Here is a 24,616-nt window from a genome sequence, read left to right on the forward strand (position 1 = left end):
GGTAAGCGCGCCATCGTTGTAAAACCGCCCTGCGAGGGCGGCAGGGCGTCCCGTCGAACGTCGCCACGACCGGTCAACTCCGAAACCGACAAGCGCGCCGCCGGGAAAGTCGACCCATGAATCCCTTGGAGCGGTACGCGCCGCTCGTCGACGACGAGGAGGCGTTCTTCGACGCCTGCGAGCGACCGCTTCCGTCCGTCGTCCGCGTGAACACCATCAAGACCACGCCCGCCCGCGCCCGCGAGGCGCTCGACGAGGAGGGCGTCGGCTACGAACCGGCCGGCTGGCACGACGAAATCCTGAAACTCGACGGCCGCAGTCCGGGGACGACGTGGCCGTACTTCCACGGCTGGCTCCACGGCCAAGAGGAGGTGTCGGCGCTGCCGGCGCTGGCCGTCGACCCCGAACCGGGCGAGTTCGTCTGGGACGCCTGCGCCGCGCCGGGCAGTAAGACGACCCAACTCGCCGCGCTGATGGACGACACCGGACTCCTCGTCGGCAACGACAACAACCTCGGACGCCTCTCGGCGCTCCGACACAACGCCGAGCGACTCGGCGTGACCAACCTCGCGGTGACGAACCAGGACGCCCGAAACTTCTCGCTCAAACCGTTCGGCTCCGGCCAGTTCGGCGGCTACGGATACGACGGTGACGACGGCGACAGCGACGACGATAGCGACGATGCGCCCGACGACGCCGCCCGCGAGGCGTTCGACCGGGCGCTCGTCGACGCGCCCTGTTCGTGTGAGGGAACGGTCCGAAAGAACCCCGACGTGCTCGACCAGTGGACGATGGACCACGTCCACAGCGTCGCGGGTATCCAGAAGGGAATCCTCCGGCGGGCGATTCAGGCGACGAAACCCGGCGGCACCGTCGTCTACTCGACGTGCACCTTCGCACCCGAGGAGAACGAGGCCGTTCTCAGCCACGCGTTGGAGGAAGAAGCGTGCCGGATGGTCGAGTTCGATTCGCCGCTCGAAACGGTGCCCGGCGTCACCGAGTGGGAGGACGAGGAGTACCACCCCGACGTGACGAAGGCGCACCGCGTCTACCCGCACCACAACGACACGGGCGGGTTCTTCTGCGCGAAACTGGAGGTGGAAGCATGAGCGACGGTGCGGACGGAGTCGACGACGAGGGTTCGGACGCGCCGACGAACTCCGGCCAGCAGTTCGACCGCCTCCCCGCCACCGACGACGAGCGCGAAGTCCCGGGCCGGGCGACCCGCGAGGAGGTCGTCGGCTGGTGGGAGGAGCGCTTCGGCATCCCCCCGGAGACGTTCGACGGCTTCACGTTCTGGGAGAAAGGCAAAGGCAAAATTTGGGCGTTCCACGGCGACACCGTCGACCCGATACGCATCGAGGGTCTCGGGATGTCGTTCCTCCGGACGCGTCAAGAGCACTGGAAGCCGACGACGAACGCCGTCCAGCGCTTCGGAAAGAAGGCGAACAGAAACGTCGTCGAACTCTCGGGCGAGACGGCAAAGCGGTTCGCCGCCGGAGAGGACCAGGAAGTGGAGTGGGACGGCGACTGGGGCTATCTCGTCGTCGCTCACGAACTCGTCGGCGAGCGCGAACCGATGGGGGTCGGCCTGTATCTCTACGGCGAACTTCGGTCGACGGTGCCGAAGGGTCGACAGGAGTCGCTGCCGGTGCTGGACTGAACGACCTCGCTCAGACTGAACGACTCTCGCTCGGTTACTCGCGCTCGGTCGCCGTGAAACGCCGCTCCGGAACGTCGCCGTACAGTGCCTCCACGTCGTCGCCGAGGCTGGCGAGCGCACCAGTTCTGCCGGAGGCGACGCGGAACAGCGACACCGCGTCGAACACCGAACCCAGCCAGACGGCGTCGTCGTAGAAGACGCCGAAACGGTGACCCGTCGCCTCGAACGGGTACGTGTCGTGGTCCTGGCTGTCGAGACGCCACGCGACGTACACCGCACCGCCGTTCGGCGGTCGCCACGGCTGGAACCAGCCTCGGAACTGCCCCTTCCGGCCGACCAGTTCGTGGTGGTGAATCTCGCCGGTATCGGCGGCGTCCGGCGGGGCCAGAAACACCTCGCTGTCGAAGACGGTGGGTATCGCGCCGAGGTGCGGCGACAGCATAGGCTCGGTGAGCGCGTCGAGCTCTGACCGAAGTCGCCCCGAGACGGCGTCGGAGAGCGCCGCAGCGTATCGTCGCGTTTCAGGCTGTTCCGGGAACGCCCCGTAGCCGAACCGGAGTTCGTCGTGCGCAGCGCGGTACGTTCCCAGTCGACCCGCCACCGGTCCGACCCGCCACGCGACGTAGAGGCCGCCGGTCCGACCGGCCCACGGTTGTATCTCCCCCTCGTACTCGGCGTCGTCACCCCCGAAGGTGCACGGAATCAGTTCGCCGCGTCGAGCGTTCTCGGTCGGCGCTGGTCCCGCTGAGTCGGTCATATCGTCGGAACGCAGGCGAGCGGTAAGTGCTTTTTATCGGTTGGTTGTCAACCGCGAGCGGTCCGGCGACGCCCCCGCGGTCCGAGAGGCGGATTAGCCTCCGCACTTCCAGACGACTACTGACCCGATGCCGGTGTCGCAAACAGCGACCCGAACACTTTCTGCTGAGCCTTCCGAAGGTGCTGGTGGAACGTCGGAGACGCGATGCCGATCGACTCGGCGATACGTTCGCCGGTTCTCTCGCGCGGCCACGCGAAATATCCCGCGTAGACGGCCGCCTCGAGTGCGGTTCGTTGACGTTCGGTCAAGTCTTCGGTCACCAACCGATGGACCCTTTCGAGACTGTCGTCGTCCCGCGCAATCTGCCGACGTGAGGCCATCTTCGCCGTCGGATATGTCTCTCGAACCGTGTCGATGATGCTCCGAGCGGCGACGCTGGTGGGGAGGTGGATCGTCATGTGGCAGTCGCCGTCTTCGACCTTCATCTGCTTCACGTGACCGCCGTGAGACGCGACGGCCGACACGACAGGTGGCTCGGAGACCCGTAGTTCGAACCAGTTCGTGTCGGTTTCTCGGTCGACGACCGTCATATCCGTGAAGTGAGGAATCTGTTCGGTGAGCCCCTTCACGACGTCGATGGCCGTCGCGTCGACGGTTCCGTACTGGAGGAAATCGTCGTCGCCGATTGTTGTGGTCTGTTCGAACGTGATCGTCCCATCGACGTCGAAATCGACTCCGAAGGTCTCGAGGATAGACGGGATGATAAACTGTATCTCGGTGATCTCGTCGCTCATCAGCGCCTGTTTGCGCTCGATAGCCGCGATAGCGTGACCGACGACTTCGCCGAGTTGAGCGATTACCTCGCGCTCCTGACCGTCGAACGCTTTCGGGCGGTCCGCGTATATCGCGAGCAGTCCGTACAGGTTTCCGTCGTGGACGAGCGGAATCGCGGCGGACGAGCGGTAGCCGTACTGCTCGGCGAAGTGGCGCCAGGGCTCGAAGTCGGGGTCCGACAGGGCGTCTTGGAGAACCCGTATCTCCCCCGTTCTGACGGCTTTCCCGGCCGGCCCTCGCCCCGTCGAGTCGTCCGGGTCCACGGAGATCGGAACCTCGTCGAGATACCCCTCCACGCCGGCTTCGGCTCGCACTTTCACCGCCTGGGAAGCGGCGTCGACGTCGCCGATCCAGGCGAATTCGTACGAGTCCACGTCGGCGAGTCGCTCACAGACGGTCGCCTCGATTTTCTCGCGAGTGGGCTGGTCGATGACCGTGTCCGTGATATCACGGATGATGGCGTTGAGGTCGTTCAGCGCGGCGAGTTGGTGTCTCTGCTTTTCGAGGGCTATCTCGGCTCGTTTCCGTTCCGTGATGTCGACGAGTGCGCCGAGGAAGACGACGGGGTCGCCGTCGTCGTCGCACTCGACGTGACCGCGAGCAGCCACCCACCGGAGTTCGCCGTCGGCGTTCCGGACGCGGTACTCCTCTTTGTGCTCCCCGCAGGATGCAACCGCCTCTTCTACTTTTCGCACGATTCGCTCACGGTCGTCCTCGTGGATGGCCGCGACGAATAGGTCGGACGACACACCCTCTTGGGCCAGGTCGGGGTCGACGCCGAACTGGTCGGCGAACGAGGGCCCCACGACTACCCTGTCTTCGGGGATGTACCACTCGAAGGTACCGACCGCGCCGGCCTCGGTTGCAGCCTGTAGTCGGGATTTGGCGTCGCGGATGGTCTGTTCGTACTCTTTCCGTTCGGTGACGTCCTGGCTCGTCGCCATGGCCGCGAACACGTCGCCGTCGTCGGTGGTCAACGGGAGCGTTTGGAACGCGAACGTCCGCCCCTGGACCTCCAACTCGAACGAGTTTGACTCGCCTTCGAGTGCGGCGCGGTAGTTCGGTTCGACGACCTCTAAGAGCTCTTCGGAGTACACGTCCTGTACCCGTTTACGCCGGAGATCAGCGGCGCTAAAGTCGAGCTTCTCGAAACCCCGTCCCTCGACGAGCGTGTGCCGCAACTCCTCGTCGAGGAGCGCGACCGCTCCGTTCGGAAAGTTTTCCGCGAGGGTGCGGTAACGCTGCTCGGACTTTTCGACCTCGCGCTCCTCGCGGCCGGTCGTCTCCCGAACGACCGTCACGTAGCCCTCGAGTTCGCCGCCGTCGTCCCTGACGGCCGCAATCGTAACGCTCGCCCAGAAGCGCGAGCCGTCGGACCGGACGCGCCATCCGTCGTCTTCGAGGAGACCCGTTTCGGCGGCGGTGGACAGGTGTTCTTCGGGGACCCGCGCGTCCCGTTCCGCCTCGGTGTAAAACGTCGAAACGTGTTCGCCGACGACCTCGCGGGCGTCGTACCCCTCGATTCGCGCGGCGCCTCGGTTCCAGGTTCGGACGCGTCCCTCTGAGTCGAGTACGAAGATGGCGTACGCTTCGACCGCCTCGACGAGAGACGCGAACCGCTCGTGGTCCCGCCGAGTGTCGAGAGAGTGATCGACCGACGCCGATGGCGGCAGCCACCACACGCGCGCGTTCGCTCCGACCTTCTTGGTTTCGAGTTCGCCGTGCTCGACGAGCCGTTCCAGGCGTTCGTACGTACTCCGACGACCGAGGTCGAGGAGGTCCGCCACCTCGGGCGTCGTCTGCGGTTCCCCGGAGCCGTCGAAGAGGTCGAGCGTCTCCCGAAGGCTCTCGGTCAGCGAATCGGGCATTACGCTGTACCAGGCGGTTCGCACTCATCAACCCTCCGCCGATGGAGTCAAACGAGTGTAGACGACGGTGAGCGAGCCCGAAAACTACTCCCGTCCCCGCGTCCGCGAGGCGGATGTGAGGACGCACGGGGCTATTTCGAGGGAGTCTGACTCGACCGGACCTACTCAGTTTTAGTGCAGTCTTACGCGTGCGCGACCCCTTGGCGAAAGCACGACCGTCGAGATAGCCGAGAGAACGGAGACTAACTCTCATATGACTCAATATTCGCACAAATTTGCACTGAAGCGGTCGAGGGCAACCGAGTTGACTGCGACCGAGTATCACCGACTGCACGCCTCGAAGCAGCGTCGAACCGCGCTCGACGTCCTCGAGAGCAGAAATCCCCCTGTCGACCTCGAGGAGTTGGCGGCGGCGATCGCAGCGAGAGCGGAGGGGATGGGGACGGCTGACGACGAGGCCATCGACCGGATAGCGCTCCGGCTCCACCACGCACACCTCCCGATGATGGCCGATCTCGGCGTCATCGACTACGACCCGGACGTGAAATCGGTCGAGTTCTGTCCTCGTCGCTCCGACTCTCGGACGACGTAGCGCATTCTGCTCGGCGGCTCGACGACGACTTCGCCGAGTCGGTGCGCCGAGTCTGACTCACGACGTACGCCTCGAACTCGATAGTAACGGTGGCGCGCTCGCGGGGTCTCTCCGCGCCTGTTCCGGGGCCATCCGAAACCGCTACGGGGACGTTCGAAGCAAATGCCCGACGTCCTCTTCACCCACCGCGTCCGGTCGTTTTCACTCCTTTCGCCGGAGCGTCCCGCCGCTGAGCCCCTCCCAGGCCACTTCGTACCCGGCCTCCGAAAGCACCGAACTGGAGTCGGTGACGCCCCTGCTCGACAGCAGCGCCTCGGCGTCTTCGAGCGACATCCCCGGTTCGAGCGCCGCCGTGAGTTCCTCCAACAGTTCCGAGCGAATCAGCGTTCGGCCGACGCGCCGGTGGTCGGGGAACTCGACGTCTTCGAGGGCAGCCTCGCTCACGCCGTGCGCTTCCGCCAGCGCCTCGAAGGAGGTGACGTCGGCGTCGGGCCGCAACTCGGCGGGAAGGTCCGAGGCCGATTCCGTCACCAACTGCTCTTCGTAGCTCCTGAGCGCGTCGCGAACGTCCTTCAGCCGCACCGAACCAGAGTACGGAATCGCCCGGTGGTCGCGCGCCTCGATCTCCTCGCTGACGCCGAGGCTCTCGTCGACGGCGACGAGCATCTCGACTCCCTCGACTCCCTCCAGCTGCGAGAGCTTCTTCTCGACGTATTCGGGCGTCCAGAAGCCCATAATCTCGAAGTAAATCCGGAAGTCGGCGAACTTGTAGTCGAACGCGAAGTCGGGAATCATCACGCGATAGCCCGTTTCGAGCGGTTCGGGTTCGCGGACGAGCGCCCAGTCGAGGTCCAAGGAAGCGAAGCGAGCGGCGAAGTCGGATTCGACGCCGCTGTCGTACGTCGGCTCGGCGACCGGTTCGACGCCCGGAACCGACACGTCCGCGTCCGTGAGCGTCAGCTCGCGGTCGGTCCCCCGGTCGTCGATGGTCGCCGTGAGCGACCAGTCGGTCGACGTAGCGACCGTCCGAAGCAAGCGAGCGAAGCCCGTCCCGTAGCGGCGAGTGCGCCGAAACAGCGCGTCGGGACCGGTGACGACGACCTCTCTACCCCGCTCGGTCCTGCGAATCTCGTACATCAGTCGAAGGCGCTTCACCGCCGAAACGAGCGCCTTCGGGTCCGAACTTCGGACCCTGACTTCGGTGGCGTCGAAAAGCGCCGTTTGCGCGAGCGAGAGGTTATACTGAGCGAGCAGTTCGTCGGGCGACCACCGCGAATCGAACGCCGCGAGTCGCTGGTTCACGTCCCGGTCGGCGTACAGCGACGTTTCGAGCGCGCCGGTGGCGACGCCCAGCCTGTCCGCCGCGGCGTCGAGCGCCGCCGCTCGTTCCTCGTCGGTGGCGACGCCGCCGACGGCTTCGGCGCTCTCGAAGACGGCGCGGCGGGTTCGCTCGGGCGGCAACGCCGCGTCGGTTTCGAACGTCGCCTCCCGCTCGACCAGCGCCGCGAACCCGCGGACGAGTTTGAAGTCGTCCGACTCGGCTTCGAGGTCGTCCAGCGCCGCCGTGAGCGTCCCCCGACGCTCGCCGACGTGCTCCTCGTACGTGCCGAGCACCGTCACCGCCAGGGGACGACGCGACGAGTCGACGAACTGGGGGCGGTAGCCGCCGCCGCGGCGCGACACCCGGAGGAGGTCTTTCGTCAGCACGGGCGTCGTTTCGTGTCGAGTGATAAAAGCGCCGCGGGGTTCGAACTACCGGGTTCGGGCGGACGGCGTCGACGGCGAGGGCGACGCCGACGGAGGACAAGGCTCATACGGGCCCGTGCAGACGCTCGGCTATGAAGCGACGGACGTTCGTCACTGCGCTCCTCCCGGCGCTGTCAGCGGGCTGTCTCTCCTCGCTCCCGCGGGCGACGGGTCCGCGCGGGCCCCCCGAAGCACCGGCGAGCGAACCCGGCGAGACGCCCGAACCGGACCACCTCTCCATCGAGACGTTCGACTACGAGGGAACCGACGACGACCAACTGCGGGCGTTCGGCACCGTCGACAACCGAAGCCCGGAGGAACGAACCGGCGTCGTGCGCGTTCGCGTCACCGTCGACGACGAGGAGACCGTCGGGACAACGGAAGTGACGGTTCCGGGCGATTCGACCGCCGAGTTCGAGACGGTCGTTCCGGTGTCGTTCGAGACGTTCCGGCGAAACGGACAGTTACAGGTGACCGTCGAAGCGGCCGGGTCCGACTGACTCCTCGACTACCGCCGCCGCGCCGCCACCCGTTCTTCGGCGGTTTCGGCGCTCACGAGTTCGTACAGCGTCGCCGTCTGCCCGTCTTCCTTCGGGCGTAGAATCCGTCCGAGTCGCTGCGTGAACTCGCGTTCGCTCCCGCTGCCCGAGAGCACGACGGCGACGTTCGCGTCGGGGACGTCGACGCCCTCGTCCAACACGTTCGCCGTGACGACTCGGGAGTAGGTGCCGTCGCGGAACCGCTTCAGAATCTCTCGGCGTTCGGGCGCGCCCGTCTCGTTCGTGATTGCGGGGAGCAGAAACCGCTCGGAGAGCCGGTAGACGAGGTCGGTGTGGGCGGTGAAGACGATGACGCGGTCCTCGCGGTGGCGGTCCAGGATGCGACCGAGTTCGCGCACCTTCTCGTCGGCGTTCATCATGATGTCGCGGGCGCGCTGTTTCGCGAGCAGCGCCTCGCGGGCGCGCGGGTCGTTCCCCGAGCGCTTCACGAGTCGCTGGTAGTCGCTGCCGCTTCGGAACGTGATGTTCGCCGTCCGGAGGTAGTCGACGAACGTCCCCTGGGCCGCTTCGTAGCGTTCGCGCTCCTCGTCGGTGAGTTCGACTTCGACGCGGCGTATCGCGTAGTCGGCGAGGTGGTCGCCAGCCAACTCGTCGACGGAGACGTCGTACACCCTGCTGCCGACCAACTCCTCGACGACCTCGTGCGCGCCGTCGGGTCGCTCGAACGTCGCCGTGAGACCCATCCGGGCGGGCGCGGCGAGGAGGCGACCGATGTCGCGGTACCCCTCGCCGCCGAGGTGGTGGACCTCGTCGAAGACGACGAAGCCGAACTCGCCGCCGATATCGTCGGCGCGCAAGTAGGCGGAGTCGTACGTCGAGACGGTGATTTTTTCTCGCTTCTGCTCGCCGCCGCCGAACTGACCGATAGGAATCTGAAACTCCGTTTCGAGTTCGCGCCGCCACTGTTCGAGCAGGTCGATGGTCGGAACGACGACGAGCGTCGGCACGCCGAGTTCGACCATCGCGGCGATGGCGACGACGGTTTTCCCGCTCCCGGTGGGTAGTTCCAGGATGCCGCGCCGACTGTTCGACAACCACGCCTCCAGCGCGTCGCGCTGGTACTCCCGGAGGTCGTACGTCGTCGAGAGGTCCACGGTGGTGTCGGGTAGCACCCGGTCGTCGTAGTCGGCGCCGCACTCGTCGAGAACGCGCCGCAGTTGTGCGTATCGATAGGCGGGCGTACGGGCGACGCCGCTTCGCGGGTCGTCCTCGACGAACGGAAGCGACGGCACCGAGTCGCCGCCCTCGGCGTCGATACGGATGGTGCCGTCCTCGTAGCGCAGTGTGACCGTCACTACTCCGAGATTTGCGGGTGGAGATTAAAGGCGCTCCGGAGAGCTATCGGTCCCTCGGGGACGCGGACCGATGAGACAAGAGGCTCCGAGTCGACGGGGCGAGTATGGCAGACGAACTCGAAACCGCAGTCGAAACGTTCCTCGACGACGCCGACACCGTCCTCGGCGAGTACGAACAGGGCTACATGGACGCCGACGCCGCGTTAGGACTGCTCCGGTCGCACGTCGAAGACTTCAGGGACGAGTACGAAGGTTAACGACCGGGAGAGACGGGTCAAACACCGCCTCTCGCCGTTTCAATCGTCCTGAATTCGTGAAATACTGTTATCTCCTGAACCGCCGTCATTAGTAACATGAATATTCGTGAAATAAGTGTGTCTGCCGTCGTGATGCTACTCGTCCTCTCGACGCTCGGCGGATTCGTCGGCGTCGTCGCGGGACAGACGGCGACGCCGCTCGACGAGTGTACCGTGATTTCGGAACCGGGACGGTACGTACTGGCGGGTGATATCACGGACGCGACCGCGGATGGAGAGGCGTGTATCGTCATCGAATCCGGTGATGTCGTCTTCGACGGCGACGGTTACGTCGTCGATGGACGAAGCGATATGCGTGAGGGGAACACCGGTATCAGCGTCGGGGGGAGTTTCGACCCCGCCGACGATATCACCATCCGCGACGTCGTCGTCTCCGACTGGGACACCGGTGTCGAGGTTCTCTTCGATAGTCGAGTGACTCTCGAGAACGTCGTCACCGAGAGTAATCGAGTAGGAATCTACGCGCTGGGAAGCGACGTAACCGTCCGGGAGAGCGTCGTTCGCGATAACGACTTTATCGGAATTTCCGGGTCGTCCGGGACGTTCGTCGTGGAATCGACCGAAGTCGTGTCCAACGAGTTCGGCGTCGAACTCTTCGAGACCGTCGATTCGGTCGTCGTCGGGAGCAGAATCGCCGGGAACGAGCGGTTCGGCCTCTCGGTGAACGTCGGCTCCGAAATCGAGGTTTCGGGCAACGTAATCGAGGACAACGAGTTCGGCGTTCTCATCTGGTCAATTTACGGAGACCTGATCGTCGAGAACAACACCATCGAGAACAACGACCGACACGGCGTGTACCTCGTCGGTGACGTCGACTTCGGTGACTCGACCGAGAACGTCGTTCGCGACAACCACGTCGTCGGCAACGGCGTCAACGGGATTTTCATCTCGTCACACACCGCCGACAACGTCGTCGAGCGCAACGTCGTCAGCGGAAACGGCAACGACGGAATCAGTGTTCAGGCCGAGTTCGAAGATTTCGGCTCCGCCGAGCGTAACGTCCTCCGCTCGAACCTCGTCGAGAACAACGGTGACGACGGTATCAGCCTCGGCGAAGGCGCCCTCGACACCGAAGTCTCGGAGAACACCGTCCGCAGCAACGGCGGTGACGGCGTCTTCGTCCGCGGTGCCGAGGGAACGACTCTCGACGACAACGAACTCGTCGGCAACGGCGTCAACGGCATCAACGTCGTCGCTGCCCCCGGCACGACCGTCGTCGAGAACGTCGTCGACGCGAACCGCAACGACGGTATCGGACTCACGAACACCGACGGCGCGACCGTCGAACGCAACCAAGTCAGAAACAACCGCGACGACGGTATCGGAGCGGGCGAGAGCGACGGGAACCAGTTCGTCGACAACGTCGTCACCGGCAACGACGACGACGGGTTCTTCCTGCGCGGGTCCGGTGGGAACGACCTCTTCGGGAACGTCGTCCGCGACAACGGCGACGACGGCGTCTACCTCCTCCGCGCAGACGAGAACGAACTCGTCGACAATGAGGTCGCGAGCAACGACGACGAGGGTATCGAACTCGACAACTCCGACGACAACCTCGTCGAGAACAACGACGTGCGCGACAACGACGGTCGCGAGGTACTCGTCCGCAACGGTTCGAACGGCAACGTCGTCCGCAACAACTGAGTTCGACCCGTTTTCCCGGTTATAACTCGATGGTTCGACGCCCCAGAGTCACCGCTGGCCGCCTCAGCGACGCCCGTCCTTCCGCGGAAGCAAGAACTATGCTGGCGGCACACACGGATAGGTGCATGACGGAGTTCTCCGAGCGAGTCGAGCGAATCTCTATCAGCGGCATCCGGAAGGTGTTCGAGGCGGCCGGCGAGGACGCTATCAACCTCGGCATCGGCCAACCCGACTTCCCGACGCCCGAACACGCGCGGGCGGCCGCCGTCGACGCCATCGAATCCGGGAAGGCCGACGGCTACACCGGAAACAAGGGGATTCTCCCGCTCCGGGAGGCTATCGCCGCCAAACACGAGGCCGACCAAGGGGTGAGCCTCTCGCCCGAACAGATAATCGCCACCGCGGGCGGCAGCGAGGCGCTGCACATCGCCATGGAGGCGCACGTCGACGACGGCCAAGAGGTCCTCATCCCCGACCCCGGCTTCGTCTCCTACGACGCGCTGACGAAACTCGCGGGCGGCGAACCCGTCCCCGTGCCGCTCCGCGAGGACCTGACGCTCTCGCCCGCGGCGGTCGAAGACGCCATCACCGAGGACACGGCGGCGTTCGTCGTCAACAGCCCCGGCAACCCCACCGGAGCGGTGTCTCCCGAGGAGGATATCCGGGAGTTCGCCCGCATCGCCGACGAACACGACGTGCTCTGTATCTCCGACGAGGTGTACGAGTACACCGTCTTCGACGGCGAGTTCCACTCGCCGATCGAGTACGCCGAGACCGACAACGTCGTCGTCGTCAATTCGGCCTCCAAACTCTTTTCGATGACAGGCTGGCGACTCGGCTGGGTGTACGGCTCCGAGCGCCGCGTCGAGCGGATGCTGCGCGTCCACCAGTACGTCCAGGCGTGTGCGAGCGCGCCGGCGCAGTACGCCGCCGAGGCGGCGCTGTCGGGGCCGCGCGACGTCGTCGACGAGATGACCGCCTCGTTCCGCGAGCGACGCGACCTCGTCGTCGACGGCCTCACCGACGCCGGGCTGGAGGTGCCGACGCCCGGCGGCGCGTTCTACGCGATGCCCAAGGTTCCCGACGGGTGGGTCGACGAAGTGCTTTCGCGGGGCGTCATCGTCGTCCCCGGCGACGCCTTCGGCGAGCACGGCGCGGGCTACGCGCGCCTCTCGTACGCGACGGGGACGGAGGAGCTGAAAGAGGCCATCGAGATCATGACCGACGCCGCCCGCGCCGTCCGCTGAACGGGACGCTCTCGTCGCGGATGCGGTTCGTCGCGGATGCGGTTCGTCGCGGACAGGATTTATCCCCTCGTTCGCTGGCAACTAGCCCATGGGAGTCGCACGACACGGAACCGGACCGATGGCGGCGCTTCGGGCGTTCGGGTCGCAGGTGCACCCGGTGTTCATGCTGCCGCCCGTCGCCGCGTCGTGGTTCGGCAGCGTTCTCGCCGGGTCGTTCTCGCCTGCGGTCGGAGCGGTCCACGCGCTCGCGGTGTTCTTCGCCGTCTACACGGCCCACGTCAAGGACGGCTACGTCGACTTCCACCTCCGCGGCGAGGACGACGACCACCCGCTGTCGGTCGGCGGCTGCCGACTCGCACTCGTCGGCGCGACGCTCGGATTCGTCGCCTGCCTCGCCGCGCTCTGGGCGCTCGTCGGCCCCGCCGCCGCCGCGGTGACGCTTCCCTGCTGGGTCATCGGCTACCTCCACGCGCCGCAGTTAGACATGCGCGCGGCGACGACGACGCTCGGCTATCCGACGGGCATCTCGCTGGCGATTCTCGGCGGTTACTACGTTCAGACGGAGTCGTTCGCGGCGACGCCGCTCGCGTTCGCGCTCGTGTTTCTCGTGATTCTCACGGGGGTGAAGATAATCGACGACTCGAAGGATTACGCGTACGACCGCTCCATCGACAAACAGACCGTCGCGGTGCTGTTCGGCCGACGCGACGCGCGTCGGCTCGCTTACGGGTTCCTCGTCGCGGGACTGAGTCTCGTCGCCGTCTTCGCGCTGGTCGGCGTGTTCCCGACCGGGGCGGTTCTCGCGGCCGCGGCGTTGGGCGTCGTCGTCGCCGTCTCCGCGCGGACGACGGACCCGGCGCTGGCGACGATGCTCCTAGTTCGCGGGTCGTACGTCTTCCTGGCGCTTCTCGTCGTCGCGGTCTGGTATCGACCGTTCTCGTGAGGAAGGGTCCGCCCGTCGGCCGTCGACCGTTCAGTCCGCGATGGACGGTTCGTCGCCGAGCTGGACCTCTTCGTTGATGAGCGCGACGAGGTTCGCGTACGGGATGAAGGCGATGAACTCCTCGTCTTCGGTGAAGATGTCGACGCCGTAGTCGCCGTGTTCGTACTCCGCACACTCCATATCGCCGTCGGGGAGGATCGCCCTGTACATAGGTTACCAACCAGCGAGGAGATACTTGAAACGTCGGTCCACTCCTTCCCGTCTTCGCCCGTCGTCTCATCTTCGCCCGTCGTCTCATCTTCGCCCGTCGTCTCATCTTCGCCCGTCGTCTCGTCGAGGAACCCGTCCCCGTCGAGGAGTCCGTTCCCGTCGCGTCGCAGAGAAGTTCATATCCCGTCGAAACCTGCCAGCGTACGAGCAGTATCTATATCTACGCCCCCGGCGAGGTAGCGTCACGAAAGTGTCTTCGAAACTGAGTTTCAGATATTCAGGCTCGTTCAGCGACGGACGGAGGGAAGACGGTGTCGACGAGGGCGATTAGAGTCGTCGCGGTGCTTCTCGTCGTGATGGGCGTCGAGACGACGGTGTATCTCTGGCAGCTCAAAGAGCTACAGGTCGGCGGCACCGACGTCGAGTATCTCGGAACCATCGCCGTCGTCTTCTTCGCCTGCTGGGTCGTCATCTTCTCGGCCGTGTTGCTCCGCATCGCAGCGACGGGGGACCCGCGGTTCGTGTAGGCGATGCGACACCGGTTTAGGAGGAGCGTATGAACGGACGAAATCGCACGACTGCGTCGTGTTGCAACGGTCCGAAACGGTCCGAAACGGTCCGCGACTGACCGCCGGGAGCGACGACAAGCAACTACTAACCTCGCGGTGAAATTCACGTTCTATTGCTTAGCAGCTCGATAACTAACATCCTGAGTGTCCTCCGCTTTGATGTGAACGACCTAACTGGCTTCCAACGAGACTTGCTGTTCGTCTGTGCGGGACACGACCACCCCTCGGGGCAGGACATCAAAGCCCACATCGAAGAGTACCTCGGCGGCGAGGTCAACAACGGTCGTCTGTACCCGAACCTCGACATCCTCGTCGAAGCGGGACTCGTCGAGAAGGGCACGCTCGACCAGCGGACGAACTACTACGAGCTGACCGAAGAGGGCCGTCGCGCTATCCGCCAGCGCTGGGCGTGGGAGCGACGCCAGCACAGTCGCGCGTCGGACGCACGAAGCGACAACACCGTCGGCAGCAGCGCCGACTGAACACGCGGCTCCAGCGGATTTTTCGAGCGTCGTAGTCGAGAGCGGAGCGTCGGTGCGTGCGGTCCGTCCCTCGGGACTTTCAGACTCGCCGCTACGTCGCCGTACTCACGATTTTGATGACGTCGCCCTCCTCCAGTTCGTAGGAGTCCGAGATGCGTCGCTTCGATTTGGCGTCGACCGCGTGGAGATAGCCGTCGCCGATGTCTGAGTGGACGGCGTAGGCCAGGTCCGCGGGCGTCGACCCCCGAGGTAAGAGAAACGCATCGGGCAACACGTTCCCCTGTCCGTCGGTCCACTTCGACTCGTTCTGGACCGGGTACGCCGTGAGGTGGTCGAGTAAGTCGTACACCGCCGCGTTTATCGCCTGCTGGACGCCGGTGCCGCCGTACTCGGCCATCACGTCGCGGATCTGTTCGAGCCCTTTCCGCTGGGCGTCGTTCACGTCGCCGACGAGCTCGAAGTCCTCGTCGCCGGGGTCGTAGTCGACGATTCCCGCCTCCGCCGCTCGACGGAGCGCGAGCTCGCCGTCGGCGGTGGCCGGGATCACGAGTTTCTCCGTCTCGCGCAGTCGGCGGATGTTCTCCTCGGGCGCGATGTCGACTTTGTTGGCGACGAGCACGATAGGCTTCGTCCGCGCGCGCACGTCCCGGGCCAGCGCCTCGCGGTGCTCGTCGCTCCACTGCATCGGGTCCGCCGGGTAGTCGAGTTCGCGCAGGCTGGCGGCGACTTCGTACTCCGACGCGCCGAACCCGGTGAGCAGGTCGGCGAGCGCGTCGTCGATGTCGAAGTCGGGAGAGCGAGATTTGCGCTCGATGGACTCCCAGTTGCGCTCGACGATGCCCGCGAGCCACTGGTCCATCTCCTCCTCGATGAAGTCGACCTCGTCGAGGGGGTCGTACGTCCCGACTTCGACGGGTTCGCCCTCCTCGTCGGTGCCGCCGGAGGCGTCGACGACGTTGACGATGACGTCGGCGTTCGTCAGTTCGTCGAGAAACTGGTTGCCGAGTCCTTTCCCCTCGTGCGCGCCGGGGACGAGTCCGGCCACGTCGAGCAGTTCGACTGGGACGTAGCGCTTTCCGTCCTCGCAGTTGCCGCAGCGCTCGTCGCGTTCCAGACAGGGGCATACCGTGCGCGCGTACGTGACGCCGCGGTTGGCGTCGATGGTCGTGAAGGGGTAGTTCGCCACGTCCACGTCAGCCATCGTGGCCGCGGTGTAGAACGTCGACTTGCCCGCGTTCGGCTTGCCCGCGAGCGCGATGGTGAGCATACCCTCCCTTCCGCAGTCGCGGGGAATTTCCTTTCGGTTAGAGGAGGCTACTCGATCTCGCGCGTCATGTCGGTGCGAACCAACCGCACCTCGCCGCGGGCGCGCATCGAGCCGTCGACGGTCGCACCCTCGTGGACGACGAGGTCGGAACAGACCACGTCGCCGAGGATGCGCGCGTCGTCGGCGACGTGTACGGTTCCCGACCGGGTCGTCACGTCGCCGTGGACCCGAGTCCCCGAGCCGACGAAGATGTCCTCGCGGGCGCGCAGACTGCCGAAGATGTTGTTCCGTTCGCCCACCTGGATGGACTCCGCGCGGACGTTGCCGTGGAGTCGGCAGTCGCCGCCGATGCGGGCGGGCGTCGAGACGCGCCACGCGTCGTCGGAGACGTGGCCGCCGCGCGGGACGACGAGCGGGTCGCGCTGTTCGTCGCCGTCGGCCATCGCCGCCGCGAGTTCGTTGGCGGCGTCGCGTTCGCCGAGTTTCAAGAGCTGCGAGAGGACGATGAAGTAGAAGACGAGCGTCGGCACCGGGTTGCGGATGACGATCCAGCCGCTGGCCTCGAACCCTTCCTCTATCTCGACGTCGTCGCCGATGTCGAGGTCGCCGGAGACCATCAGGCGGCCGCCGATGTGGACGCGCTCGCCGAGGTAGGCGTCGTCGCCGACGAGGACGTTGCCGGCGACGTCGCACCACATGTCGAGGCGGCAGTCGCCGTCGGCTTCGATGTCGCCGCCGAAGGTGACGCGCTCGCCCGCTGCGAGGTTCCGGCCGCGGACGCCGAAGTCGACGGTGGCTTGGCTCCCGACGATGACGTCGCCGTCGGTGACCAGGTCGTGTTCCTCGACGGTCGTCCCGTCGGGGATGCGGAGGGCGTCGAGCGGGTCCTGACCGGGTGGCACAGTGCGCACCAAAACGTCAGGGATAATAAACCGTCCGCAAGACGCCCGGCGGACAACGAGCCACGTTTTTACGTTGCGGTGGCCAACGGCGGGTATGACCGTTCTCTCTTTCGACGAAGAAGGCGTCGACGTCGTCTACGACGGCACCGAGTTCCGCCTCGAAAAGAAACTCATCGAGGACGCGACGCAGAAGTCCTACCCCGACGTAACCGATCACGAAGTACTCAAAATCGTCGAGAAACAGCCCGAGCTAAGCGGCGAGGCGCGACGCATCGGCGACATTCTCGCGTGACTGCTCCCACGATTTCGGTCGTGTGCTCTCTCCTCGAATCTGTGTGATCGGGAGCGACCCGGTCAGTCGCTCTCGGCGACTGGAACCATGTTCTCCGCGTCGAACAGCGTTTCTAACGACGGAATAGACCCGGGCCGAACCGTCAGTTCGTCGGCGTCGAACGCGACGAGCCCCGCCTCGTCGAACTTCGGGAGATGGACGTGGTACAGGTTGTGGGCGAGACGGTCGGCCTGCGGTGATTCCGCGTCGTTCGTCTGTGGCTCTCGCTCTTCGATGAGACGTGCGAGTTCGTCGACCGAGAGAACGTCGGCCGTCGTCGAATCGAGACACTCCCAGAGCTGTCGGCGGCGGACGTCGGAGAGCAGGTCGAAGAGAACGTCGGTCGAGGTCGAGTCGAAGTCTTCGCCAAACACTGCGCGTAGCTACTCCCTCGCACACAATGAGGTAACAGCGTGCATTTTCCCGCATCTTATATACGGATGACTGCTCTCTGGTATCGATGTCGAGCGATTGGAGGGCAGTGCGGTGATCGTCGTCGAGTTTACCCTCGACCATCCGATACTGCGCCGGGCGTTGCAGCGGGAACCGGGAACGAAGATCGTCTGGGAACGGTCCGACGCCGTCGACGGCGACCGCGTCCGGCTCCTCGTCTGGGCCGAGAGCGACGAGTTCGAGACGTTCGAGCGGGCGGCCGAGGAGGACCCGACCGTCGAGTCGCTGTCGGTGGTCGCCACCGCCGGCTCCAGACGGCTCTATCAGACGGAACTACGCGGCGAAGGACTCGCGACGAGCATCTATCCGCTGGTCGTCGAGGAGGGGGGCGTCATCCACGAACTCACGGCGACGCACGACGGATGGCAGTTCCGCGCGGAGTTCCCCGACCGGGAGTCGTTCGCCCGGTGTCACGCGTTCTGCCGCGAGCGCGACGTCGACTTCGAGTTTCACCGACTCTTCGAGGAGCGCGAGACCGCGTCGGTCGACGAGTACGGACTGACGGACGAACAGCGCGAGACGCTCCTCGCGGCGGTGTCGAGCGGCTATCTCGAAATCCCGCGCGAACAGTCGCTGTCAGAACTCGCCGACGAACTGGGAATCTCCGGGAACGCGGCGTCCGAGCGGTTCCGCCGAGCGGTGAAGACGCTGGTCGAGAACGTGCTCTCTCCTGTCGACGAGCGCAAGCGAGCGAGCGACGGCCGGCCCGAACAGGAGCGTTCTCCCGCGAGCTAAACGAGCGCTCCGTTTCGACTACTACGGCAGGACGTCCGCGAAGACGTTCTCGTGGAGACGAGTGGAAACGTCGTCGGCCAACGCCCGGAGGTTCTCCGTGTCGTCGCGGTTGTACGAGACCAGCGTGTCGAGGGCGTCGTCGTCGCCGCGTTCGTACTGCCGCCAGAGACGAACCGCGTCGCGACCCGAGAGGTCCGGTCGGTCGCGGTCGATACCGACGTCTCTCTCGATCTGCTTGAGGCCGCCCGAGAGACCGAGCGTCTTACACGGGTACATCAGGTCGAGGTGCGGTGCATCGACGTCGATGCCGAACGACTCCTCTAAGAAGGGCGCGTCGAAGCGGATGCCGTTGAACGAGACGAGAAGCGGCACGTCCGCGAGGTGTTCGCGTAGCGTCTCCGCGGAGAGGTCCTGCCCGCGGACGAGCGTCGTCGTCTCGCCGCCGCGACAGAGACTCACCGTCGTCACGTCGGCGTAGGAGGCGTCGAGACCGGTCGTCTCGATGTCGAAGAAACAGGCGTCGTCGCGGAAGTTCTCGTACAGCCGCCAGCGCGCGCTGCTCGGGAGGGCAGCGTCGAAGTAGCGCGAGTCGCCGGCGTCGAGGCGGTCGGTCGCTTCGTCGATGAACGCCTCGATTCGGTCCGCGGTCGTCTCGCCGACGGCCGACGGCTCGAACTCGTCCCAGTGAGTGACACCCGACTCCCACAGTCGACGCTCGGTTTTCTCGCCGACGCCGCGAACGGGGATGAAACTGTTCTCGATTCGCACGCCAGTAGGACGGAGACGGGGAAACCTAAACCCGTCGCACCGTCACGGAGAGCGGACGGACCGACGACCTAACTCGCTCGGCGTCCTCCTCTCGAGTATGTGTGGCCGCTACACCCTCTTCACCCCGCAACCCGAACTCGAAGAGCGATTCGAGGTGACCGCCGAGCGCCCGCTGAAAGCGCGATACAACTGCGCTCCGGGCCAGCAACTACCGATTATCCGGAACGACGCGCCCGACACCCTGCGGTTCGTCCAGTGGGGGTTCATTCCCGAGTGGGCGGAGTCGCGTTCGAAGTCGTTCATCAACGCCCGCGCTGAGAGCGTCGCCGAGAAGCGGAGTTTCCGCGACGCGTTCGAGCGACGTCGCTGTCTCGTGCCCGCCGACGGCTTCTACGAGTGGACCCCGCGCGAGAACGGCGACGGCAAGCAACCGTACCGAGTGGCGTTCGAGGACGACCGCCCGTTCGCCATGGCCGGTATCTGGGAGCGGTGGACGCCGCCGGAGGCCCAGACCGGACTCGACGAGTTCACCGACGACGGCGCGGGTGACCCCGAGCCGATAGAGACGTTCGCAATCATCACGACAGAGCCCAACGGCGTCGTATCGCCGCTTCACGACCGAATGGCCGTCGTCCTCTCGCTCGAGGAAGAAGAGAAGTGGCTCTCCGCCGACGCCGACACCGCGTCGACGCTCTTGGACCCCTATCCCGAAGCCGAGATGCGTGCGTATCCGGTCTCGACGCGGGTGAACAGCCCCGCGAACGACTCTCCGACGTTGGTCGAAGAAGTGAATCCGGCGTGACGGTGTCGGCGCAGTTTGGGTATAGCGATATGGGATATACATGGCGTCGTAACGACGGACCGCGAGTTCGGAGAGTTCGGTAACGTCCCGCCGCTCGTCGGAACTGGCGCTCTCAGACGAGTTGCCGCGTGACATCCTCGGCGGACTGCTACCGGAGTTCTCCATCACCCGGACATCGGGTCGGGTACCGCGTGAGAACGAATATGGAAATCTCTCTGGAAAGATAGACAGATATCTTTACGGGCGGCTGTCGGGAGTGTCCTCCAAAAAGCCATCCGAGGCGGTGTACTGATTCGGTCTTCCCGAACGCGGTACAGAGGCCGACGACTCAGAGTATCGAGTAGATGTTCGAGTCGTACGTCTCCCGAACCTGTCCCCCCCAGTTGTGGGTGTACGTGTCGATGATGTCGGTTGCGACGTCGCCGCGAAGATACTTGACGATACCCCGGTCGCCGGTCCGGTCCCGGAGATGGGTGGTGAAGAAGTGCCGGAAGTAGTGCGGCGTGACGTTCTCGGTCGCACCGCCCCCGGAGCGGTACCACCCCGCCTCGCTCGCGTACGTGGTGACGACATTGTGGACGGTGTTCGGCGTGAGTCGTTCACCCCATCCCTCGCTCGTCCCCACGAACAGCGGGTCGGCGGGTGAGACGGAGTCGGGACGGATCGCCAGCCACGATTTCAGGAGCCGAGCGAGTTCGTCGTCGACCGGTATCACGGTGTCGCGTTTCCGCTTGTTCGACGCCGACCGGACCTCGCCGTTGTGTCGTTCGCCGACCGTCGGACTCGAAGAGATGAAAATCGAGTTCGGACGGGCGTCCAGTTGGGGTCGTCCGCCGAGGTCGTAGGCGTTCGTCAACTCCGAGTCCTCGAGCGACACGTCCCGGAGGTCGAGGTTACAGAGCTCGCCCACTCGGATGCCGGTTTTGAGAAACGTTCCGACGAGCGCGCGGTGGAGCGGATGTCGAACGTCGGCGACGAACGCCCGCATCGTCGGAACGTCGATGTCGCGGCGGGTCGGGTCTTTCTCGATGGACTCGTCCATCTCCTCGGTGACGAGCGTCATCGGGTTGGAGTCGAAGACGCCGACCTGCGTCATGTAACCGTAGAATCTGTGGAGGTACGCGGCGTAGATGGCGACCGTACTCGACGCGACGGTGCCGCGAAGCGAGTGGACCCACGCCATGCAGTCGCGGTGGGTGGCGTCGGCGGGGACGACCGACCGGCCCGCCGGATTCCGGTCCGGGTCGGCGAGGAACGATTCGAACCGACGCAGCACCCGTTCGTACTCGGTTCTCGTTCGTTCGGACTTGCCGTGGTACACCATGTCCTGGAGGAAGTAACCGATGGGGTCGTCGGTTTCTTCGCCCGTTCCGGTCGACTCACTCGCCATCGGTCACCACGTATCCTCCTTCCCGTCCGTTGTACCGGACGCGGTTCGCCGACTGTAACGAGTCGAGGGCGTCTTCCAACCGACTCTCGAAATCTCCCGAGAGCGCCTCGACGAGTTGGTTCCACGACATGACACCCCGTCGGTGGAGTACTTCTTGCACCCGGTCTTCGAGCACGTCACCCCCGGGGTTCGAGCCCTCGACAGGGGCCTCCAGATTCTCGTCCGACGCGTCGAGATCGAAGTCGCGCCGACCCGCCTGGACCATCGTCCGAACGAACTCGCTTTGGGTCATCCCGAGTTCGGCGGCGTGGTCGGCCCACTGTTCTTTCTGGTACGTCGGCACGTACGTCTTCACCGACGACCGACTGGTGTCCGGTTCGCTCACGGTTTGGCGTCGGAGCGACCCCACATCAAGTTATCCCTACGCACGAATCTTAGCGCACTAAGATGTGCTATTGGGACCACCGAGGCGGCCGCCAAAGGCTACAAAGATTGGACTGTATGTCTATAGAATCCGGGTGTGGCTCTAGAATGCAATCTGCAGAGGAGTCGGAGAGGAATCTCAGTCGGACGATTCGAGAACACCCGAGCGTCGTCAGCAAAGTTGGAGCGGTTCGTGTTACGCTCGAATAGCTGTCTCCTCGGAGACGTCGGAGAGAATCGCCTTGACCCGGTCGATCGCGCTGCCCCGTTCGGCGTCGTTCTCCATCAGCACGGTTTCACTCGGGAACAGGTGGTCGCCGAGGACGAGACCGTGGTCGCGAGCGGTCGACCCCGTCATCGTGAGATAGACGCCGAGGCCAGTGTCGGCGATGGCGGCTTCCTCTTCCCTTCCGTCGTCTGCGTCGGGGTATCGGAACGCGACGTTTTCGATGGTGTCCGTTCCGAGCACCGCCTCGACGAGCCGTTCGTACCGTGGCGAGATGCACAGTGGTCCCTCGTAGTCGGCGACGAACGAGCGGTCGAGCGTCGCTCCCGCGGGCAGCACCTCCGGCGTCGCCATCAGCGTGTGGTAGACGGTGTCGCCGAGGCCGGTGACGACACGAACGTCGGACTCCATCGGGTCGATTCGGGCGTTGATGTCGTCGATACTGCCGATACCGTCGGGTTCGAGGCTGACGACCTCTTCGAGAACGAGATCCGCGCTGTCGAATCCAAGGGCGAACTCGTGGGTCCGAAGCGCGCGGAACGGTTCCTCGCGGCCGACGAGTTGGACGTCGACGCCGTCGAGTGAGAGCGTGACGCTGTCGAAGACGATGCGTCGCGGCAGTCCGGCGCGTCCGTCTCGTAACAGGGTGTACTCGGGTTCGTTCGGGTCCGAGAGCTCGCTGTACTCGCCGAGCCGTTCGTACACTGTCCGGTCGTCGTCGGTGTTCCCTTTCGTGACCGACTTCTCGTAGCGGAGTGTCGAGGAAATCTCGTCGGCGACCGAATGCGAATGCGTGCCCGCCACGGTCGCGAAACGTTCGAGTACCGCTTCGAGCGGGCGTCCCTTCCGTGGGACGGCGACGGACACGGTCTGCGTCATTGTCCGCTGAGAGGGGGCGGCGTCGTAAACCGATTACGTTTCGGGAGATTCTCCAGAGAACTCGTGTCCGGGTCGACGGGACTACTGTTCGCCGCCGAAAACGCTACTGAGGCGGTCGCGGAACGAATCGAGCGCCTCCAGTTCCTGACGAATCTGTTCGAGTTCGGCTTCCAGTTCGGCGCGTTCGTCCGCGCTCAGTTCCTCGACGGAGACGATGTGCGAATCGAGGTCCGCGAGGTCGCTTCTGACTTCGCCCATCTCGTCGTCGAGCGATTCGACGCTCGTCTCGACGGTATCGACGCGCTCGTCGACGTCGTCGAGGCGACCCGAGACGTCGTCGACCGTCGATTCCAACTCGGAACGGTCCTCTCGCAACGCGGCGACGTCGGTCTCCAGTTCGTCGGCTGTCGCCGACAGCGACTCCTGTTCCGCTCGGAGGTCGGTGACGAGTTCGTCGGCCGTGCCGTTCTCGTCGATGAACGTCTCGAGTGCGTCGGAGTACGCATCGAGGTCGTTCATCTGCGATTGGAGGCGGCGAATCCGCACGTCGACACTCCGTGGAAGGCCGAGGTCGAGCTCGTCGCGGAGCAGTTCGAGGTCGTCGTCGTCGACCGCCCCCGACCGAATCTCCTCGGCGAGCGCCGCGGCGACGCCCGTCTGCGGAGATGGTGCGGCGTCGGACGCGTCGACGGTGTCGGAAGCGTCGACGGTATCGGAAGCATCGACGGCATCGGAAGCGTCGACGGCATCGGAAGCATCGACAGGGGCGGCCGGAGTTTCTTCGACGTCGGCGTCGGGGGTCGGCGTACCCTCCGGTACTTCGTCGAACTGCGCGCCGAGCGGTGCTGCGTCCGGCGGGCGAGCGACGACCGCTGCGGTGAGGCCCGACGAGAGCGAACGGGGGCCTGACGTCCGCTCGTCGGGACTCTCGTCGACGGAATCAGCGGGTGATTCGGGCGACCCGTCCGCCTCGTCGGGCGTCGAAAGCGGGTCTTCGAGCGTCAGCGGTTCGGGGTCCTCGTCGGCGTCGGCGCCGGTGGCTGGCTCCGTCGACTCCGCCGAGTCCTCGGCTGTCTCTACCGGAGCGTCGGTCGTCTCCGTAACCCCGGACAGCGGGTCCTCCGCGAGGGGGTCTTCGAGTTCGAGTGGCTCCGGTGCGTCGGCGTCGTCCGACGCGGATTCCGGCGACTCCGGGGCGTCGAGGCCGTCCGCTTCCAGGCCGGGCAGTGCCGTCGCCTCGTCCGCGAGCGCGTTGCGGACCACTTCGGAGCTGTCGTCTCCGACGACGGAACTGACGGTGTCGCCGCCGTCGCCGGGGACGACCGTCTCCAGCATCGGGTCGGTGAGAAACGCCGAAACGTCCCCGTCGTCGCCGACTCGAACGCCGTAGACGGTTAGAACCTCCTCTTTGGGGTCCAACGTGCGCTCGTACTCGACGAACTGGTCCTCGTACGCGGTCCAGTTCGCGCTCTCGTAGTCGGGGTGAAAGCCGACACGCTCCATCGAAAACGACTCCGGGATGTCGTCGGAGAGTCGAACGTCGACGACGTCGTCTCGCTCAGATCGGATGACGAACTTGATCGCAGGAACCGGGAACTCCTCGGCCGCGAACGTCTTTTCGACGCTCACCCCGCCCGCCGAGACTGTCACCGTCCCTTCGTGGTCTGGCTCGTGGTTCATCTACCGGGGTATCCCGGAGACAGTACATAAAAC

General features: G+C 65.2%; 26 protein-coding genes. 13 read left to right on the forward strand and 13 right to left on the reverse strand.

Going from position 1 to position 24,616, the window contains the following annotated elements; translation table 11 throughout:
* The first annotated feature begins 116 nt into the window (after positions 1-116).
* Both FCF25_RS14930 and FCF25_RS14935 read left to right on the forward strand, forming a co-directional pair.
* A complete protein-coding gene (locus FCF25_RS14930; protein WP_137049253.1) occupies positions 117-1,109 on the forward strand; it encodes an RsmB/NOP family class I SAM-dependent RNA methyltransferase in 993 nt (330 codons plus the stop codon).
* Complete coding sequence (locus FCF25_RS14935) at positions 1,106-1,663, forward strand: hypothetical protein (protein ID WP_137049254.1); 558 nt, start codon at positions 1,106-1,108, stop codon at positions 1,661-1,663. Before FCF25_RS14930 ends, FCF25_RS14935 begins: the two co-directional genes overlap by 4 nt.
* A gap of 34 nt (positions 1,664-1,697) precedes the next feature.
* On the opposite strand, the gene FCF25_RS14940 is transcribed toward FCF25_RS14935, so the two are convergent.
* Positions 1,698-2,420, reverse strand: coding sequence for a hypothetical protein (locus FCF25_RS14940; protein ID WP_117591067.1), 723 nt, complete (start codon positions 2,418-2,420; stop codon positions 1,698-1,700).
* 116 nt (positions 2,421-2,536) lie between these two features.
* The gene (locus FCF25_RS14945) at positions 2,537-5,122 is read right to left on the reverse strand and encodes a PAS domain S-box protein (protein ID WP_137049255.1); all 2,586 of its coding nucleotides are present in this window, start codon (positions 5,120-5,122) and stop codon (positions 2,537-2,539) included.
* 304 nt (positions 5,123-5,426) lie between these two features.
* Here FCF25_RS14945 and FCF25_RS14950 point away from each other — a divergent pair, with 304 nt between their 5' ends.
* Positions 5,427-5,714, forward strand: coding sequence for a hypothetical protein (locus FCF25_RS14950; RefSeq protein ID WP_217353076.1), 288 nt, complete (start codon positions 5,427-5,429; stop codon positions 5,712-5,714).
* A gap of 201 nt (positions 5,715-5,915) precedes the next feature.
* Here the strand turns inward: FCF25_RS14950 and FCF25_RS14955 are convergent, their stop codons facing one another.
* A complete protein-coding gene (locus FCF25_RS14955; RefSeq protein ID WP_137049257.1) occupies positions 5,916-7,421 on the reverse strand; it encodes a DUF790 family protein in 1,506 nt (501 codons plus the stop codon).
* A 131-nt stretch (positions 7,422-7,552) separates the two neighbouring features.
* On the opposite strand from FCF25_RS14955, the gene FCF25_RS14960 reads away from it, so the two are divergent.
* Entirely contained in the window at positions 7,553-7,960 is a 408-nt protein-coding gene (locus FCF25_RS14960) for a transcriptional initiation protein Tat (protein WP_137049258.1), read from the forward strand.
* Between the two features lie 8 nt (positions 7,961-7,968).
* On the opposite strand, the gene FCF25_RS14965 is transcribed toward FCF25_RS14960, so the two are convergent.
* A complete protein-coding gene (locus FCF25_RS14965) occupies positions 7,969-9,315 on the reverse strand; it encodes a DEAD/DEAH box helicase family protein (RefSeq protein ID WP_137049259.1) in 1,347 nt (448 codons plus the stop codon).
* Between the two features lie 104 nt (positions 9,316-9,419).
* Between FCF25_RS14965 and FCF25_RS15750 the strand changes: the two genes are divergently transcribed.
* The 4 genes from FCF25_RS15750 (at position 9,420) to FCF25_RS14980 (ending at position 13,466) form a co-directional block, all read left to right on the forward strand.
* Complete coding sequence (locus FCF25_RS15750) at positions 9,420-9,572, forward strand: hypothetical protein (RefSeq protein WP_168191269.1); 153 nt, start codon at positions 9,420-9,422, stop codon at positions 9,570-9,572.
* Between the two features lie 132 nt (positions 9,573-9,704).
* Positions 9,705-11,276, forward strand: a complete 1,572-nt coding sequence (locus FCF25_RS14970; protein WP_168191270.1) for a nitrous oxide reductase family maturation protein NosD — start codon at positions 9,705-9,707, stop codon at positions 11,274-11,276.
* A 125-nt stretch (positions 11,277-11,401) separates the two neighbouring features.
* Complete coding sequence (locus tag FCF25_RS14975) at positions 11,402-12,523, forward strand: pyridoxal phosphate-dependent aminotransferase (protein ID WP_137049261.1); 1,122 nt, start codon at positions 11,402-11,404, stop codon at positions 12,521-12,523.
* An 88-nt stretch (positions 12,524-12,611) separates the two neighbouring features.
* Entirely contained in the window at positions 12,612-13,466 is an 855-nt protein-coding gene (locus tag FCF25_RS14980; protein ID WP_137049262.1) for a UbiA family prenyltransferase, read from the forward strand.
* A gap of 30 nt (positions 13,467-13,496) precedes the next feature.
* Here FCF25_RS14980 and FCF25_RS14985 read toward each other — a convergent pair whose 3' ends face one another.
* Positions 13,497-13,676: a hypothetical protein gene (locus FCF25_RS14985; RefSeq protein WP_137049263.1), complete on the reverse strand. Its 180-nt coding sequence runs from the start codon at positions 13,674-13,676 to the stop codon at positions 13,497-13,499.
* A gap of 311 nt (positions 13,677-13,987) precedes the next feature.
* Between FCF25_RS14985 and FCF25_RS14990 the strand changes: the two genes are divergently transcribed.
* Together FCF25_RS14990 and FCF25_RS14995 are read left to right on the forward strand one after the other, a co-directional pair.
* Complete coding sequence (locus FCF25_RS14990; protein ID WP_137049264.1) at positions 13,988-14,203, forward strand: hypothetical protein; 216 nt, start codon at positions 13,988-13,990, stop codon at positions 14,201-14,203.
* Between the two features lie 203 nt (positions 14,204-14,406).
* Positions 14,407-14,727 (forward strand): PadR family transcriptional regulator, encoded by a 321-nt coding sequence (locus tag FCF25_RS14995; protein ID WP_117591057.1) that lies wholly within the window; start codon positions 14,407-14,409, stop codon positions 14,725-14,727.
* A 91-nt stretch (positions 14,728-14,818) separates the two neighbouring features.
* On the opposite strand, the gene FCF25_RS15000 is transcribed toward FCF25_RS14995, so the two are convergent.
* Both FCF25_RS15000 and FCF25_RS15005 read right to left on the reverse strand, forming a co-directional pair.
* Positions 14,819-15,994 carry a redox-regulated ATPase YchF gene (locus FCF25_RS15000; protein WP_137049265.1) on the reverse strand — a complete coding sequence of 392 codons (1,176 nt, stop codon included), beginning with the start codon at positions 15,992-15,994 and terminating at the stop codon, positions 14,819-14,821.
* A 47-nt stretch (positions 15,995-16,041) separates the two neighbouring features.
* Positions 16,042-16,896 (reverse strand): polymer-forming cytoskeletal protein, encoded by an 855-nt coding sequence (locus FCF25_RS15005; protein WP_117591055.1) that lies wholly within the window; start codon positions 16,894-16,896, stop codon positions 16,042-16,044.
* A gap of 94 nt (positions 16,897-16,990) precedes the next feature.
* On the opposite strand from FCF25_RS15005, the gene FCF25_RS15010 reads away from it, so the two are divergent.
* Positions 16,991-17,188 (forward strand): DUF5800 family protein, encoded by a 198-nt coding sequence (locus FCF25_RS15010; RefSeq protein ID WP_117591054.1) that lies wholly within the window; start codon positions 16,991-16,993, stop codon positions 17,186-17,188.
* A gap of 62 nt (positions 17,189-17,250) precedes the next feature.
* On the opposite strand, the gene FCF25_RS15015 is transcribed toward FCF25_RS15010, so the two are convergent.
* Entirely contained in the window at positions 17,251-17,601 is a 351-nt protein-coding gene (locus FCF25_RS15015) for a hypothetical protein (RefSeq protein WP_117591053.1), read from the reverse strand.
* A 112-nt stretch (positions 17,602-17,713) separates the two neighbouring features.
* On the opposite strand from FCF25_RS15015, the gene FCF25_RS15020 reads away from it, so the two are divergent.
* Positions 17,714-18,415: a helix-turn-helix domain-containing protein gene (locus FCF25_RS15020; protein WP_137049266.1), complete on the forward strand. Its 702-nt coding sequence runs from the start codon at positions 17,714-17,716 to the stop codon at positions 18,413-18,415.
* Positions 18,416-18,436: 21 nt separating this feature from the next.
* On the opposite strand, the gene FCF25_RS15025 is transcribed toward FCF25_RS15020, so the two are convergent.
* Entirely contained in the window at positions 18,437-19,183 is a 747-nt protein-coding gene (locus FCF25_RS15025) for a ribonuclease H-like domain-containing protein (protein WP_137049267.1), read from the reverse strand.
* Positions 19,184-19,280: 97 nt separating this feature from the next.
* Between FCF25_RS15025 and FCF25_RS15030 the strand changes: the two genes are divergently transcribed.
* On the forward strand, positions 19,281-19,985 hold the full coding sequence (locus FCF25_RS15030) for an SOS response-associated peptidase (protein WP_137049268.1): 705 nt from the start codon (positions 19,281-19,283) through the stop codon (positions 19,983-19,985).
* 328 nt (positions 19,986-20,313) lie between these two features.
* On the opposite strand, the gene FCF25_RS15035 is transcribed toward FCF25_RS15030, so the two are convergent.
* The 4 genes from FCF25_RS15035 to FCF25_RS15050 form a co-directional block, all read right to left on the reverse strand.
* Complete coding sequence (locus tag FCF25_RS15035) at positions 20,314-21,375, reverse strand: tyrosine-type recombinase/integrase (RefSeq protein WP_137049269.1); 1,062 nt, start codon at positions 21,373-21,375, stop codon at positions 20,314-20,316.
* Positions 21,365-21,760, reverse strand: a complete 396-nt coding sequence (locus tag FCF25_RS15040; RefSeq protein WP_117591048.1) for a DUF5805 domain-containing protein — start codon at positions 21,758-21,760, stop codon at positions 21,365-21,367. The genes FCF25_RS15035 and FCF25_RS15040 overlap by 11 nt, the downstream gene beginning before the upstream one ends.
* 234 nt (positions 21,761-21,994) lie before the next feature.
* The gene (locus FCF25_RS15045; protein WP_117591047.1) at positions 21,995-22,903 is read right to left on the reverse strand and encodes a hypothetical protein; all 909 of its coding nucleotides are present in this window, start codon (positions 22,901-22,903) and stop codon (positions 21,995-21,997) included.
* 81 nt (positions 22,904-22,984) lie between these two features.
* Entirely contained in the window at positions 22,985-24,583 is a 1,599-nt protein-coding gene (locus tag FCF25_RS15050; protein ID WP_137049270.1) for a hypothetical protein, read from the reverse strand.
* Between the last annotated feature and the right edge of the window lie 33 nt (positions 24,584-24,616).

The sequence above is a fragment of the Haloprofundus sp. MHR1 genome (assembly GCF_005155585.1).
In the GTDB taxonomy this organism is placed as follows: domain Archaea; phylum Halobacteriota; class Halobacteria; order Halobacteriales; family Haloferacaceae; genus Haloprofundus; species Haloprofundus halophilus.